A 14,422-nucleotide genomic window follows, 5' to 3' on the forward strand; every position below is an offset into this window, starting at 1 on the left:
TCGGGCCAACGATAAGCGGCGTAAATTGGAACAAGGCGTTCGCGATGCAGAACAATATCAGCGCTGACGATCTCCTCGTCTTCCTCGCCGTACTTCGCGAAGGTGGCTTTCGCGCCGCAGCACAGCGCCTGGGTATGGCGGCGTCCAAGGTCAGCACCACCGTGTCGCGGCTAGAGCGGGAGCTTGGCACGCCTCTTATGCTCCGGACCACCCGCAGCATCAGGGCAACCGAGCAAGGCGAAGCACTCGCTGAGCGGATCATTCCGCTTTTCGCAAAGATCGACCAAGCCTGTGCGGACGCGACCGGCAGCACCAATCACGTTCGCGGGCGGCTGAAGCTGAACGTGCCAGGCGCGATCGTGCCGGACATCCTTCCGCCCCTGCTGGCCGCCTACCGGGAACGGCACCCGGACGTCGTGGTCGAAGTCCACGTCGAGAATGATCTCGTCGACATCGTTGCCGATGGCTGCGATGCCGGCGTCCGCTACGGCGATGCGCTGCAAGATGGCATGGTCTCGGTGCCGATCGGCCCGCGGCGACAAGAGGTCGGGTTGGCAGCCTCGCCTGCTTATCTCGAACGTAGGGGCATGCCGGACTCGCTGGAGGAACTGACCGGGCATGATGCGATTCGCTACCGACTGCCGAATGGCTCCATAATCCCGTGGCGGTTACGACAGGGCGAGCAAGCCGTCGAAGTGACGCCTCTTACGAAGCTAGTGCTTGGCGTGAACGCCCTCAATTCTGGATTGGCCTATGCTCGAGCAGGCTTGGGTATAATCGGCATGTTCCGGAACTGGATGGACGAGGATTTGGCGCTCGGAACGCTTGTCGCTGTGTTGCCCGAACTCTGGCCGCAATTCGACGGACCGCGGCTTTACTACCCCAACAGACTGGCATCGCCGCCATTACGTGCCTTCATCGCGATGTGCGGCGAGCCGAAAATAGACGCACGCTAAGCCATCAGACAGTCTTTCGGTAACGGTCCGGCCAGCGATCCGTTTCGCTCTGACCCATAATCGGTCATCCAAGCTGGCTTCGACGCATCCTGAAACCGGACGCTCATTCAGGTACCGATCGAGCGGATCCGCATCTCCGTTCTTGCGAGTCGTCAATGCCGTAGGAGGCGGGCCTCGAAAGTCCGCCCCGAATGCAGGTCGCGATTCTTATTTGCCTGCCAGAATTCGAAGAGATCTAGTCCGGCGTTCAACGGCTCGATGTGGGCAACGCCGAATGCACTTGCCTCTCGCATGGGCTCGACCAGACCGTCCAACCCGGAGGCGTCGCCCTCGACGACGTAGCTAAACCGCTTGAGCCCTGGAGGCGGTACCCCAACCTCGTCGCCGGTGATCGTGCCCGCGACGCCCGGTTTTACAGCCACACGCACGATCTCCTGTCCAACCACCTCGTAGTAGGCCTGTTCGGCTCGCGTCAGCGGATGAAACAAGAGGTGCGGCGGAGCAATGATCCTGAGCGGCACTACGAACCGGATAGCGGAACCACGCGCGTCAACGCTGCCTTTGTAGACCGGCAGGGCGACGGCAGCTTCGCGATATCGGTCGGAGGTCGTCTGAAATCCGATGTTTGCGAAAGAGCTCATCGCCACACGCCGCAGGTCCGCTTCGTCCTCGATTGTCGACAGCGTCGTGAAGTAGAGGTGCGAAACGTTTGCCAGTTCTGCGGTGCCGGCCAGGTTCCAAGTGCTCGACCACAGCTCGCCACTGGAATGGATTAGGGCGGCGTTCGCCGCGGTCGTGTGGTGATAGACGGTGAAGCCGAAATCTCCGTCGGCCAACGTGACGCAATTACCCGCGACTTGGTCAGAAAGCCTGATGGCCAGCGGAGAGCGGTAGGTGCAACGGTAGAGTTGGGCGCCGTCGTCGTAGACGCGCACCCGGTCGTCAGAGCGGAACGTGACCGCCACGCGCGTAGCTGCGGCCGCACGAGGCGCGGCGACATCAATATACAGCGTCGCCACGTGGTGCTTGGGTCCAAACGGCGAACTGGTGGATGGCACCTCGAAGACGAGCTCAGGCGGGCCGAAGAAGCTAGGAAGGAAGAAGCGGGTGCCTCCGAAGCCAATCAGAGCGTCCGGTAGCAGGTACGACCGGCCACGGGCGTGGCAAAGCCGCAATTTAATCAGCCCTTCGTGCAGGCCGCCCCACGATGTGCTCGGGGCCGGCGCTGGCGACGTACGGATAGGCGCACCCGCCAGACGGGCGACTTCCACGCAGCTCACAGCCGGGGCCCGTCGCCGGCGGCCCGAGAAGCTGGACAGAACGCACTCCTATGCACCTGGATCAGGCGAAAAGCGCGCTCTCGCCCGCAAGCCGTCAGGCTGTTGTGCTTCAACGCGGCAGTCCAAGTTCCACGTCGTCGTCGAGCGCCGTCCGCTTCCCGCCGGCACCTCCCAGCGACGAGACTACGCGCATCTTGAGCGGCGCGTCGACGTGGTCCGAACTCCCGACCAGCCCCTCTAGCAGGGTCATGATCCGGCCGGCGCGGGCAGGCTCCACCCACTCAAGGATGGTTTCCGGCGGCAACCCGAGCGCCATGCGCGCGACGTCTTGGTAATCGCCACGAGCGCCGAGCTTGTCATTGAAAGAATGCCGGTCATGTCGGCCGCCCTCGTCGTTCCACGACACCTGCTTCGACTTGGTCGACGTGTGCTTTGCAGCGGCGACATGGACATGCCTTTTCTGCATCATCTGCGGTCTAGCGGGGTCGATGCGATACTTGAGGCCGCTAACACGAGAGTCCCGCCACCCAGCACCTTCATCTAGCGGCAACCCTACCGCTCGCAGAAGCTCATTGTCGATCTCGAGCATGAGGTAAGGAAAGCGGGTGCCGAGATCGTCTACCTCTGCAAAGCCAAGCAATTCATTCAGCGTCATCACCGTTGTTATTCCGTTCGCTCCGGCTCGACCTCGGATCTGACCTCCGAACCACAGCAGTCAGTTGTACCATTTATCGAGCACGGGTCAGAGCCTTCCTATATGCTTTGTTCAAGACCCCTGAACAAGCGAATGGGGACGACGGGCGCTGGTCGAAACCTGCCGCGAGCCGGATGACCCATATCCCGACATCAAGGGCTGCCTGCTGTCGAAGGCTACAGCTGGAGCGATTTCGAGATCGTGGGCCTGCCGGCCGCGCTGAGCACCAACCACGCGAGCACAAGCGCCGCGTATGTCTTGGGATGCTGACTGGTTGCCAAAATTGGCAATCGCCGAAACGCCGCTCAAGACAGGCGGCGGGTTACTCCGCGATATTCCACACGGGAGCCGGAGCTTGTGCAGCATGCGCTTATCGGCTTGCAGGCTAAAAGGCGAAGCTCTTCTCCCTCGGGACCAAGAACTCACGAGCGGCGTCGCTGCACCCGGGTTCGAACTCGGAAAGAAATCGTTGCGGTCGCAATGAATCCAAATACGATAAGAGACTGGCCCCGATCGGTTTTGCGGGCAGAAAACGCCGTCCTATAACCGCTGGGCGCAGTGGGATCGGCGCAGGGGGATGCGGGATGGAAGCGAGGGGGACGAAGGCAGCGCTGCTCGCGCACGCGCGCACAACCGCCCGCTCGCTCGCAAAACGGGCAACCACACCCCAGGCCCGCGCCGACATCTGCCTCGACCTCCTCGCTGACATCGGCGACCCCGGCCTGGACGTCTTCCGCTGCGCGTTGCAGGCGCTTCCTGTGGACGAGCGCCACTACTGGGTTGGGACGCTCTACACGCTTCTGCTGCCCACCAAGGTCCGTCGGTCGCAGGCCACCTACTTCACGCCTCCGACCGTGGCCGACGCCGTGGTGGATCTCGCGATCGAGGCTGGCTTCGACATCGAGAACGACACCGTGCTCGATCCGGCGGCCGGGGGCGCGGCGTTCCTCTCGACCCTCGCTGGCCGCATGGCCATCGCCGGCCTCAACCCAAAGGAGGTGGCATATCGCCTGAACGGCATCGAGATCGACACGGGACTCGCCACGCTTTCCGGACGCCTGATCGCGGAGCGCTTGGGCTCGCCGCTCCACCGAGAGGTGATCATCACCGGTGACGCGCTGCGGGTCACGATACCCGCGTCCTACGGTCTCGTGATCGCCAATCCGCCCTACGGTCGCGTCGGCCTCGACGACGTGCGCGGCAGGGCATGGCGCAAGGTCGCGCACAGCGGACACGTCAACAAATACGCGCTCTTCGCGGAACTGTGCTTCCGGCACGCCCGGCCCGGCGGGATCGTCGCGCTGGTGATCCCGTCCAGCTTCCGGGCGGGTCCGCTATACGACCGCATGCGCGCGTTCATCCGCTCGCAGGCGGAAGTGCTCGCCGTCGGCTCGATCCCCGGGCGCGACGGCGTCTTCATCGACGTGGCGCAGGACATCAGTGTGCTGATCGCCCGCAAGGGGAAGGCCCACGACGCAGCCGCAACCGTCAGCTTCCCGGTTGTCGGGGCCATGCCCTCGACTGTCGCGGCAATCCGGCAGGCCCTGCCGGCGGAGCCGGGCGACGCGTGGCCACTGCCCGCCATCGACCCGACGCTCGTCGGCGGCTCGACCCTGGCCGACTACGGCGTGACGGCGCGCGCCGGCTACTTCGTGTGGAACCGGGAGAAGGACCGGCTCGTCGCGAAGCTGCGCCGGCGCGAACGGGGATATCCGCTCATCTGGGCCAAGAACGTGCGGCCCGGCACCGCATGCATGCCGCGCGGAAAGAAGAACGCCGGCACCGACTTCGTCACCTTCCCCAATGACAGCACGGCGATCGTGGCCGGCACGGCCGCCGTCATGCAGCGCACGACCAACGACAAGCAGCCCAGGCGCCTCGTCGCTGCGATGGTCGATCCGTCGGTCATGTCGAAGTGGGGCGGCTTCGTCACCGAGAACCATACAATCGTTCTGACCGGGGCAGAGCCCGAAAAACTGGAGCTCGCGGTCAAGCTGCTGAACACCGCGGCGGTTGACCAACGCTACCGCAGGGTATCGGGCACCGCCGCGGTATCGGTGACGCTGCTACGGCAGCTCGATCTGCCGCCACCCACGGCTTTCGCCGCCGCCCTCGAGGATGCCGACGGCGATACCGAGGCCGCGGCCAGCGCCGCATACCGGCACGCACCCCAGACAGTGGACGCTTGATGCCGCGCAACCGACCATTCCAGGAGCCGCCGGGCACGGGGCTCGACGACCGCGCCGAGCAGCGCCGGGTCACGCTCGACAAGCGCCAGGCGCTCCTGTCGAAGATGGCGAAGGAAAGGGCCGAGCGCTCGCAAGCGGCCAGCTTGATGCCGCCTCCCCCGTCGGTGCCCGGACGCAGGCCGCGGGACGTCGAGAGCTACATGGCGGCACTCGCGGCGCAACCGTTCCACCGGCTCGGGTTGAGCGAGGCGGCCGCCGTCACGCCAGCCTATCAGCGTCTCGTCCGCTCCGCCGCAGAGGTCGCATCGGACGGCTCGGTTCAGGTGGTGATACCGTGGCCGCCGGTCCGAATCTCGCCGTCCGCGATTGCGGCGCTGCTAACCATCGCGGCGGTCGGCAGCGCCGAGCAGGAGAGGGTGAAGTCGCAGGGCGCGACCGAGATGGTGCGGCGCCGGTCCGACGAGGTCCGTGCGGTTGTCTTCCCCTACGCCCGCAGCACCCATGCGCAGGCGCGTCAGGTGCAGGTCGGCCGCCACCAGCTCGGCGCGGTCAACTTCGAGCACGTCAAACGCTACATGAACGGCGGTGGCGACGCGGCGAAGGACTTCCACCAGGTGCTCGGCCGTGTCCGCAACCTCAACGGGCGCGCCTCGGACGGCCGCGACTACGCCGAGTTCGAGCATCCGATCCTGGACGAGATCGTCCCGCACGCGACACCGCTTGGCGAACGGGCGACCAACAGCTTTCTGCTGTGGCGAACGCGCTCGAAGACAGACATCGCCAAGCAGAGCCGCTCGAACGAGGCGGACGACCGGGACAAGGCGGACTTCTTCCTCTACACGCTCCGCGCCGGCGAGCGGATCGGTGTGGACCTCCGCGCCATCAAGCGGAGCCCCGACCTCCTCATCCTCGACCTGACAAGGAACGCCCGCAACAGGCTCGGGTGGAACTGGGTAGAGAAGGCGTCCGAGATGATAGCCTGCCTGCGCGAGGTGCATCCGGCGACCGGCGTTCTCGCGATCGCCGACGATCCATGGACCTACCGGACCGCGCGCTTCGACATCCTCGGCACGCGCCGACCTGGCAGGAACGGCAAGCAGATCCCGGCGCCAGGGCACGTGACCTATTCCCAGACGCCTGACATCGTGCAGCCCGTCTCCACCGCGCCAACTCCGTTCGAAGGAGGCATCCGCATCGAGGCCGACGGCTTCTTCGGCGACACGGCGCACGGGATAGAGGCGGTCCGCCACCTGGCGAACAGCCTATCGGACAGAGGCGATCCAAAGGGAGCGGAAACCGCCCGGAACCTGGTGGGCACCATACGCCGCACCGCTTCGCTGCCCGGCTCCCTGGCGGAACTGGCCCGCTTCATGGAGCGGGAGGCTTCGGCCGCGGCGGCTAGCGACCTGCTCTCGGTCTATCGGGCCGCCGCGGACATCGCCACGCTCGCCGATCCCCGCAGCCTCGCAAGCCAGGTCGACGCCGACGATGGAGCGCTCGGCAAGGCGCGGGACATCATGCGGACCTTCGACGCGGCGACCCCGATGACGACGCTGCTCGAGTCCGTCGTGAAGCCGGCGGTGCGGTCGAGTTCGAAATCGGTGTTCGTCTTCCGATCTGACCTGGTCGCCGAGTTCGCCGCGGACCGGTTGGGTGGCACGGAGCCCAAGCTGGCGGCGCGCATCGAGTCTGAATTCATCCGGTTCGGCGGGGAGCGCATTCTCAAGGCTGTCGCCGACCTGCCGCGCGGCGGCCGGAACCAGTTCAAGCGCGTGGTCATCGTAGCGCCGACACGGACCGCCATCCTCACCACGCTCAGCCAGCCATGGCTGCCCGAACAGGTGGCAGTGCTCGCCGACGCCGACACGCTGGCCTTCGCCGCCCGAGATGCCGAGCGGTTGGCGGACGAGATCGGGATCGCGCGGCTGGCTGACCGGCTCCGCAACTTCGCGTCGAAGGCGAACGCCAGGGTCGAGGAGATCGGGCGCCACGTCGTCCGATTCGAGATGCCCACCGACGACATCGAATTCCCGAACGGCACCGTGGTCGACTTGAGTGGCGGCGGTCGGGGCGAGCGCAACCTCGTCGAGATCGAGCTCAAGAACAAGCAGCGGATAATCGCGCGCCGCAGCACCGAGATCGTGCTGCGCGACGACGGCGCCACCCTCACCTCGTTCGTCGAGCGTCCGGCCTCGGCGGTTAAGCCGGGCGACGAGGTCTGCGTGATCGGCCACAGCTTCGTCGAGCGGGCACGCACGCTGGTAAACATCCAGGCCACCGCCTCAGAGGAGATTCGCGACTACCACGAGCTGGTGGCCGAACGGTTCGCGGCGATCCCTGAGACGTCGATCCAGGCGAAGCTGCGGACGCTCGTCGCGCGGATGGGCGACCAGTCGGTCACGAGGGAACGGGCGCGTTACTGGATCGACCTGGCCGATGAACTCGAAAAGCCCCTGCACGACGTGGTTCCACACGCGCCGAGCGATCGCGAGACGTTCATGCGCTTCACCGGGGCCCTCGGGATCGGCGAAGGCATGGCGAGCAACTTCTGGCGGTGGGCGGTTGTCGCCCAGCGGTCGCACCGTTTGCGCTACGGCAACGTGTTCCACGATGCGTTCCGCGGCATCCTCACCGACCCGCACGCCGCGATGGCGAGCAACCGCGACCGCACCGATCAGATCCGACTGCTGCGGTCCATGGCGGAGGAGCACGTGGCGGTCGTCGACAATGTCCGGAGCTTCAAGGGATGATCAAGGGTAAGTCGAACAGCGAGCTCTCCAAGATCGACGTCGAGCTCAAGGAGGCGGTCTGCGATTCACTGGTCAACGCGTTGGTGAAGCGCGTCGCCGGCGGCGACGAGCGCGGGCGGAACCTGCTCGGCGGCTCGCCGAGGCGGGGCATCTTCGCAGCACAGCTCCTGCCTCGGTTCGACACCTCTGGCCAGGCCGACGAGACGACCGACATCAGGGTCGCCGCCGTCGGCGTGGATCTGATGTCCGTCGCCGGTTCCGGCGCCACGATGCGGGTTACGCCCCGCTTCTCCGTCTACGTCCGGGTCGTCCCGGACTGGGCGGACCTGATCGCGGGCGGCGGTGAGCTCGACTTCGACTTCCGGCTACGGGCGAACATCCAGCAACAGATCGACGATGCGATCCGGACCGAACGCTTGCCGGCCCTGCAGGCCGCCGGCGTGGACAAGCCCGACTGGAAGGGCATGGACGAGGCGAAGCGTTCGACGGTGCGCGCGACCCGCGCGCAGATCCTGGCCGAGGTCAGGCGGAAGGCCTACGCCGCACAGGGTATCAAGCTGCTCACCGAGGACGCGGATCCGGACGACACCCCGCAGCCTCCGGCGGACGTCGCAGACACTGACCAGAACACGCCGGAGGACGCGAAACCGCCATTGCCTCCGATCGCCCGACTGGTCCGCGATCGCCGCGAGCTGCCGCTCGGCCTCGTCGACCCCGCACCCATTCCCGGAAAATGGACGCGGCTCGACCTCGAGCTACCGACGCTTGAGTTCGGGTGCGACGCGCCGGACGGCGACCTTGCCTCCATGGTCGACGCATACAACCGGACGCTCGGCGATGCAGTGGCCTTACAGCTCGAGGCCTGGATCGCCGGACCGGGAGCAACGACTGCCTGGCGCGACGTGTCCGTGCAACCCGGGGAGACGCTGACCGAGGAGAAATGGCGCGCGGCCCTGGCGGCGCTCGCAGCACGTCCGATCGACCGCAACCGCATCGTCCCCGACCTCTCCCGCGTGGTCGTCAAGGTCGAGCGCCAGACCGACTTCCTCGACCCGAGCTCCGTGTCGATGCGCATCATGCTCGACAACCAGTCGCCCGAGCCGACGCCGGCCGACGCGCGTGGCCGGTGCAACACGGTGTTCAACGCCGGCCTGGCGATCGAGATGCCGACCACAGCCCATCGTCAGCTGCGGTTGGACCGGGTGGAGCCGTCCTACCGCTTCCGCGAGCACCTGGAATATCCGGCCATCGGCCTCAACTGCGGCGTGGAGGCGCAGATCGAAGGCAGCGACCTGCGACTGCGCACAACCTGCGCGCCGCGCTTCGCGCAGCCCAGGATCGTCGCGCGCAACCTCGAGCTCCCATTCCAATTCGCCGTCCTCAAGGATCCGGCGTTCGACGCGTCGAGACTGCTCGAACTGCCGCGAGAGTATCTGGCCTGGATCGATCGTCAGGAGGCGCGCCTCGCGGGCACCGTCACCGCCGGCCTCGAACCGGCGGACGCCGCGATCGAGACGGCGCGGCTGCGGAAGGACATCGCGGCCCAGCGCGCGGAAGCGCAATACATCGAACGCGGAATCGAGCTGCTGATCGCATCGAAGACGGCCGCTGACGCACTCGCCGATGGCGGCGGCGGCGGAGACCGAACCGCGCTCGAGCGGCGTGCGGCGCCGTGGCGGGCTTGGATCATGACCAACGAGGCCTTCGCACTTCGAGACGCGTCCGACCCGAGCCGCGGATGGCGCCTCTTCCAGATGGCGTTCGTGCTGGCGCACGTGCCCGTGTTCGCGTCCCGGATGGAGGAGTGGCGCGAGGCGCACGATCCGCTGCTGGACGAGGACGGCGTCAGCCTGCTCTACTTTCCCACCGGTGGCGGGAAGTCGGAGGCGTTCTACGGAACGCTGCTGTTCGCGATGTTCCTCGACCGCCTTCGCGGCAAGGACCGCGGCATCACCGCAATGATCCGATACCCGCTCCGGCTGCTGACGCTCCAGCAGGCGCAGCGATTGCTGAAGCTGGTCGTCAGGGCGGAGCTCGTGCGCAAGCGGCACGGTGTCGGCACCTGGCCGTTCGAGATGGGTTTCTGGGTTGGCAGCCAGAACACGCCGAACCACTACGGTGCGTTCAAGTCGGATATACCGCTGACGAGCGACCACGAGCATGCCGACGACAGCGCCCTCGACGGCGAGACCGGCGACGACCAGGAACGCGACCGCGGACGGCGTTACGTCGACGCGCGCGAGGCGTTCGACAAGATCCCGGAATGCCCGGTCTGCGGCGAGGCCACAGGCCTGAGGCGCGACGAGGCCGATGGCCAATTCGGCAAGCGCGCCGCGATACTGTGCTTCAACGACGCCTGCGACTGGAACAAGGCCCACGGCGGTCGCCATCCGCTCCCGTTCCTGCTCACGGATGACGCCGTCTACGCGCGCGCACCATCGATCGTGCTCGGCACCGTCGACAAGCTCGCGATGCTCGGACAGAACACCAGCACCATCAGCAAGGTGCTGGGCATGTTCGGCCTCGCGCGGCGCATCGACCATCGCGGCAACCTCGACAACCCGCGCAGCGAGGCCGACCTCAAACGAGACCCCGCCGCCGACCGCTGCTCGAACGTGTATCCCGCCTACGACACGGGACGGCACGTCTTCCACGATCCGTTCCCGTCGCTGATCATCCAGGACGAGGCGCACCTCCTCGAGGAGAGCCTGGGCACCTTCAGCGGCCTCTTCGACACATTGCTCGACACGACGCTCGAGGACATTGCCGACATGGCCGGCGACGCGCTCGGCGTGGCCAGACGCTGGAGCGGCGACGGCTGGGGCGCGGCCCGGATGCCGAAGATCATCGCCGCGACCGCCACTATCTCGGCCCCCGAGCGGCAGCTTGAGACCCTCTATCAGCGCACTCCGTTGCGCTTCCCGTATCCGGGTTCCGACCTCTACCACTCATTCTTCGCGGCCCCCGCGGACCCACCCGCTGGGAACTGTGACCGCGTAGCGCTCGCCGCATCGCTGCCGTTCGCGCAGGCACCGGAGGCCACCGCGCCTTGGATGCGCCTCTACGTCTCGCTCATGACGAACGATGCGACGCACACCGTGACCACCGTCGGCGTGCTCGCCGCCTTCCACGGCATCGTTACCTCGCTCTGGGACGGCATGCTCGACGAGGTGAGACGTCCGCAGACGATCGCGAAAATTCGTGCGGCGGTCTCTCCAGGCCGCGCTGGCGACTGGCACCGAGCGGCCATCGACCGTGCCGTCGGGCAGGGCCGCGAGGCCGACATCATGGCGCTGGTCGACCTGCACCGGATCGCCCTCGCATACGTGACCAACAAGAAGGGCGGCGACCAGGTGATCGACGCCCTCAGCGCGGCGGTCGAGCAGGAGCACCGACGCATCGGCCGCGCCCACGCCGCGTTCGACAGCCGGCTGATCTCCGGCGGTATCGACATGAAGGAGATCCAGGCGGTGATGGAGGCCGCCGACCGCTCGTTCGCGGGTACCGACTACCCCGACGTCGCCGGCACGGTGCGCAACATCGTGGCCACTTCCGCGATCAGCCACGGCGTCGACGTCGACAGGTTCAACAGCATGTTCTTCGCCGGACTGCCTTCCGACATCGCGGAATACATCCAGGCGTCCAGCCGTGTCGGCCGCACGCACGTGGGCTTCGTCATGCTGCTCCCCACTCCGCAGAGCAGGCGCGACCGCTACGTGGTGGAGACCCACGACATCTTCCACCGCTTCCTCGAGCGCATGATCGCGCCTCCCGCCGTGGAGCGCTGGGCGGAGAACGCGATCAAGCGGACCATGGCGTCCTACGTCCAGGCCTGGGCCATGCTGCGCGAGGCGCGCGACTTCATCGCCAAGGAAGACGCCAGCAAGTTCGAGGTCCCGCACATGGACCAGGTCAGCCGCCTCGCGGCGCTGGAGAAGCGCGACCACCTCGGCTTCACCAAGGAGCTGGTCTCGTTCATGCTGCGGGCGAGCGGCTTCGCCGGCAAGGGCCCGTCGCACCTCGGATCGCCGCACTATGAGGAATTCTACCGGGGCCTGGTCGACAACCAAGTCGAGCGGTTCGCTCGACACATCTCGAGCCTCGCGACGATCCCGAGCCTGCGCGACTACTGGACCGACGTGCCCGTCTTCAAGCCGCCCATGACATCGCTGCGGGACGTCGACGAGGCCGGATACATAGTGGCGGCCATGCGCGACCCGCGGGCACGCGGCAGGTCCGCGGACATCGACCGGCGCGACATCGCGAAGGTAATGAAGGCGATCAGGACCCAGCGCGGCAGCGCCTCGGAACTCGACGCGGACGGGGGCAGCAATGGCTGACAAGGCTGGGAAAGACTGGCGCACCACTCCGGCGCGGCGACCTTCGTCGATCGGCGCGGCGCGAGCCGATCCCGATCCGCTCGAACCGCCGACGATGTCGCGCTCGCGTGTGCAGATCGCGGGCTCCTATGCGCCCGGCGTGCTGATGACGTGGGAAGGAGGCAAGGGAATCTGCCGCTCGGTCCCGCTGCCCAACGAGGCGAAGGACCTCAAGCCGACGACGATAGAGCTGATCTTCGAGAACCTGAACGACGCGGTGACGAACTGGCGCGACCGGGTGATGAAGGTGCTGCCCGACGCGCTGCCGGAACTCGTCCTCGACACCCCGTTCCGTGATTCGAAGTCGGGCGAAGCCCGCGTGCAGCGGTCCGACTTCCAGATGACCAGCCCCGACAAGGTCGGATACGTCCCCTATCCACTCCTCTACCGGTGCGGCATCTGCGGCTCCACCCGCGAGTTCGACAGCGTCGCTGACCAGGCAAGGCAGCCGCTGCCGAGGAAGTGCAACGGCCACGAAGCCCGCTGGACGCAGATTGACGTCGTCTACGCCCATTGGTCCGGCGACATCGAGCCGCTCAGTCCGTTCAACTACAACTTCGACCCGCAGACCGGCTCCGCGCGGCAGATCAGGATGTGCACCTGCGGGTCTTCCAGCTTCAAGCTGCGGAACGCTGCGCCCGTGTTCTCGGAATGGCGATACGTCTGCGAGGGCTGCGGCGAGACCAGGGCGCTGAAGAAGGCGAACCCCGACACGCTCGAGCGCCTGCAGATCCAGCAGAACGACGGCGGCCGGCAGTTCCAGTGGATCGAGGTCAACATGCTCCCGGTATCATACCGGGCAAATTCAACCTTCTATGTCCAGCGCACCAGTTTCATCGTGTTCGAGGACAGCGCGGTCGTCGAGCTCATGACCCCGAAGCGGCGCGACGGCCTCGTCGCCAGACTGGCGCAGATACACGACATACCGTTCGCCGAGCCATCCGAGGACGAGATCCGCAAGGGCGTCGAGGCCCACCCGGCGCGCGCGGACGAATGGGACGAATACGAGACCTACGTGCGAATGGCGGAGAAGGCGGAGACCTCCGGCCGGGCCGACGCCGCCAAGCGGCACCGCGAGGCGGCGTCCGGCCTCCGCGAAGCGTGGTTCGCCGACGGCATCGCGGAACGCGGCCAGCTTGGCAGCCCCGCCGTCCTGCAGGCCATCGCAGTGCGCGAGGACTGGACGCGACGATACGACCCGATTCGGCTCACGATGCAGCACGACGCGTTCGTCCGCGAACACATCGACCAGGCCATGGCGCGGCACGCGGCCGTGGACGTGATGAACCCGGACGTCGCGCTGACCGACGTCGTGAACGACCCGGTTCGGAAGGCCAGATATCAGCAGACCGTCGGGTCTCTGCTCGGCCATCTCGGCATGCAGCGCCTGGTCCTGATCCGAGGACTGCCGATATGCGAATTTAGCTTCGGCTACACCCGCGTCTCCGCGACGCCGATCTACCAGCGGGAGCACAACGGCCAGCGCGTCGACATGCCCGTCCGGCTCAAGGCTTTCGACCAGCTGCCGATCGCCGACAACAAGCGCCCGGTCTATGTCACGCAACAGCTCAACGAGGCGCTATACTTCCGTTTGGACGAGGCTCGCGTCCTCCGCTGGCTGGAGGCAAACCAGATCGTCGACGCGCCGGCCGACCATGCCGGACGGGCGTATCTCGAGCGCTACGCCGACTTCGGACCCTTTCTCGAGGAGTTCAAAGACCGCGAGGGCCAGGGCGGCTACCCGCGCACGCTGCCCGCCTACGTCTACCTGCTGCTCCACACGCTCTCCCACCAGATGATGCACTCGCTCGCCGACACGTCCGGCGTCGACCGCGACGGGATCGGAGAGCACATATTCCCCGCCGACCTCTCCTTCGTGATCTACCGTAAGGGCATGACTCCAGACCTCGGCAACATATCCGCGATGTGGCGTAACTACGCTGAGGCGTTCCTCAAGCGCGCGCTTGACCCGAGGACGCTGCGCTGCGGATCGGGCAGCCTCTGCGACGCGCGCGGCGGCGCCTGCCCGGCGTGCGTCATGGTATCCGAGGTGAGCTGTATCGCCTCGAACCTGCTGCTGTCGCGCGCGGTTCTCAAGGGCGGCAAAGGACCCGAGTGGGAGCCGCGCACCGCGCCCAACCTCGTCGGCTTCTTCGATCCAAGCATCGCCTGAT

Annotated in this window: 7 protein-coding genes; 5 read left to right on the top strand and 2 right to left on the bottom strand. The window is 66.6% G+C overall.

Going from position 1 to position 14,422, the window contains the following annotated elements; all coding sequences use genetic code 11:
- The first annotated feature begins 44 nt into the window (after positions 1–44).
- Positions 45–956, top strand: coding sequence for a LysR family transcriptional regulator (locus tag ASE70_RS14170; protein WP_056506089.1), 912 nt, complete (start codon positions 45–47; stop codon positions 954–956).
- Between the two features lie 152 nt (positions 957–1,108).
- Here the strand turns inward: ASE70_RS14170 and ASE70_RS14175 are convergent, their stop codons facing one another.
- Together ASE70_RS14175 and ASE70_RS14180 are read right to left on the bottom strand one after the other, a co-directional pair.
- The gene (locus tag ASE70_RS14175; protein ID WP_156356281.1) at positions 1,109–1,975 is read right to left on the bottom strand and encodes a hypothetical protein; all 867 of its coding nucleotides are present in this window, start codon (positions 1,973–1,975) and stop codon (positions 1,109–1,111) included.
- Positions 1,976–2,345: 370 nt separating this feature from the next.
- Entirely contained in the window at positions 2,346–2,891 is a 546-nt protein-coding gene (locus tag ASE70_RS14180; protein ID WP_056506095.1) for a DUF6367 family protein, read from the bottom strand.
- Positions 2,892–3,514: 623 nt separating this feature from the next.
- On the opposite strand from ASE70_RS14180, the gene ASE70_RS14185 reads away from it, so the two are divergent.
- The 4 genes from ASE70_RS14185 to ASE70_RS14200 are packed head-to-tail and all read left to right on the top strand — an operon-like array spanning position 3,515 to position 14,421.
- Positions 3,515–5,119 (top strand): N-6 DNA methylase, encoded by a 1,605-nt coding sequence (locus tag ASE70_RS14185; RefSeq protein WP_056506098.1) that lies wholly within the window; start codon positions 3,515–3,517, stop codon positions 5,117–5,119.
- Positions 5,119–7,869, top strand: a complete 2,751-nt coding sequence (locus tag ASE70_RS14190; protein WP_056506101.1) for a hypothetical protein — start codon at positions 5,119–5,121, stop codon at positions 7,867–7,869. Before ASE70_RS14185 ends, ASE70_RS14190 begins: the two co-directional genes overlap by 1 nt.
- Positions 7,866–12,209 (top strand): helicase-related protein, encoded by a 4,344-nt coding sequence (locus ASE70_RS14195; RefSeq protein ID WP_056506103.1) that lies wholly within the window; start codon positions 7,866–7,868, stop codon positions 12,207–12,209. The genes ASE70_RS14190 and ASE70_RS14195 overlap by 4 nt, the downstream gene beginning before the upstream one ends.
- Entirely contained in the window at positions 12,202–14,421 is a 2,220-nt protein-coding gene (locus ASE70_RS14200) for a hypothetical protein (RefSeq protein WP_056506106.1), read from the top strand. The genes ASE70_RS14195 and ASE70_RS14200 overlap by 8 nt, the downstream gene beginning before the upstream one ends.
- Position 14,422: the final 1 nt, after the last annotated feature.

This window comes from Sphingomonas sp. Leaf22 (assembly GCF_001421715.1).
Lineage (GTDB): Bacteria > Pseudomonadota > Alphaproteobacteria > Sphingomonadales > Sphingomonadaceae > Sphingomonas.

Excerpts from the sequence above, each read along its gene's own strand:
- ASE70_RS14170 (WP_056506089.1), top strand. The coding sequence starts at position 45 with ATGCAGAACAATATCAGCGCTGACGATCTCCTCGTCTTCCTCGCCGTA.
- ASE70_RS14180 (WP_056506095.1), bottom strand. The coding sequence starts at position 2,891 with ATGACGCTGAATGAATTGCTTGGCTTTGCAGAGGTAGACGATCTCGGC.
- ASE70_RS14185 (WP_056506098.1), top strand. The coding sequence starts at position 3,515 with ATGGAAGCGAGGGGGACGAAGGCAGCGCTGCTCGCGCACGCGCGCACA.
- ASE70_RS14190 (WP_056506101.1), top strand. The coding sequence starts at position 5,119 with ATGCCGCGCAACCGACCATTCCAGGAGCCGCCGGGCACGGGGCTCGAC.
- ASE70_RS14195 (WP_056506103.1), top strand. The coding sequence starts at position 7,866 with ATGATCAAGGGTAAGTCGAACAGCGAGCTCTCCAAGATCGACGTCGAG.
- ASE70_RS14200 (WP_056506106.1), top strand. The coding sequence starts at position 12,202 with ATGGCTGACAAGGCTGGGAAAGACTGGCGCACCACTCCGGCGCGGCGA.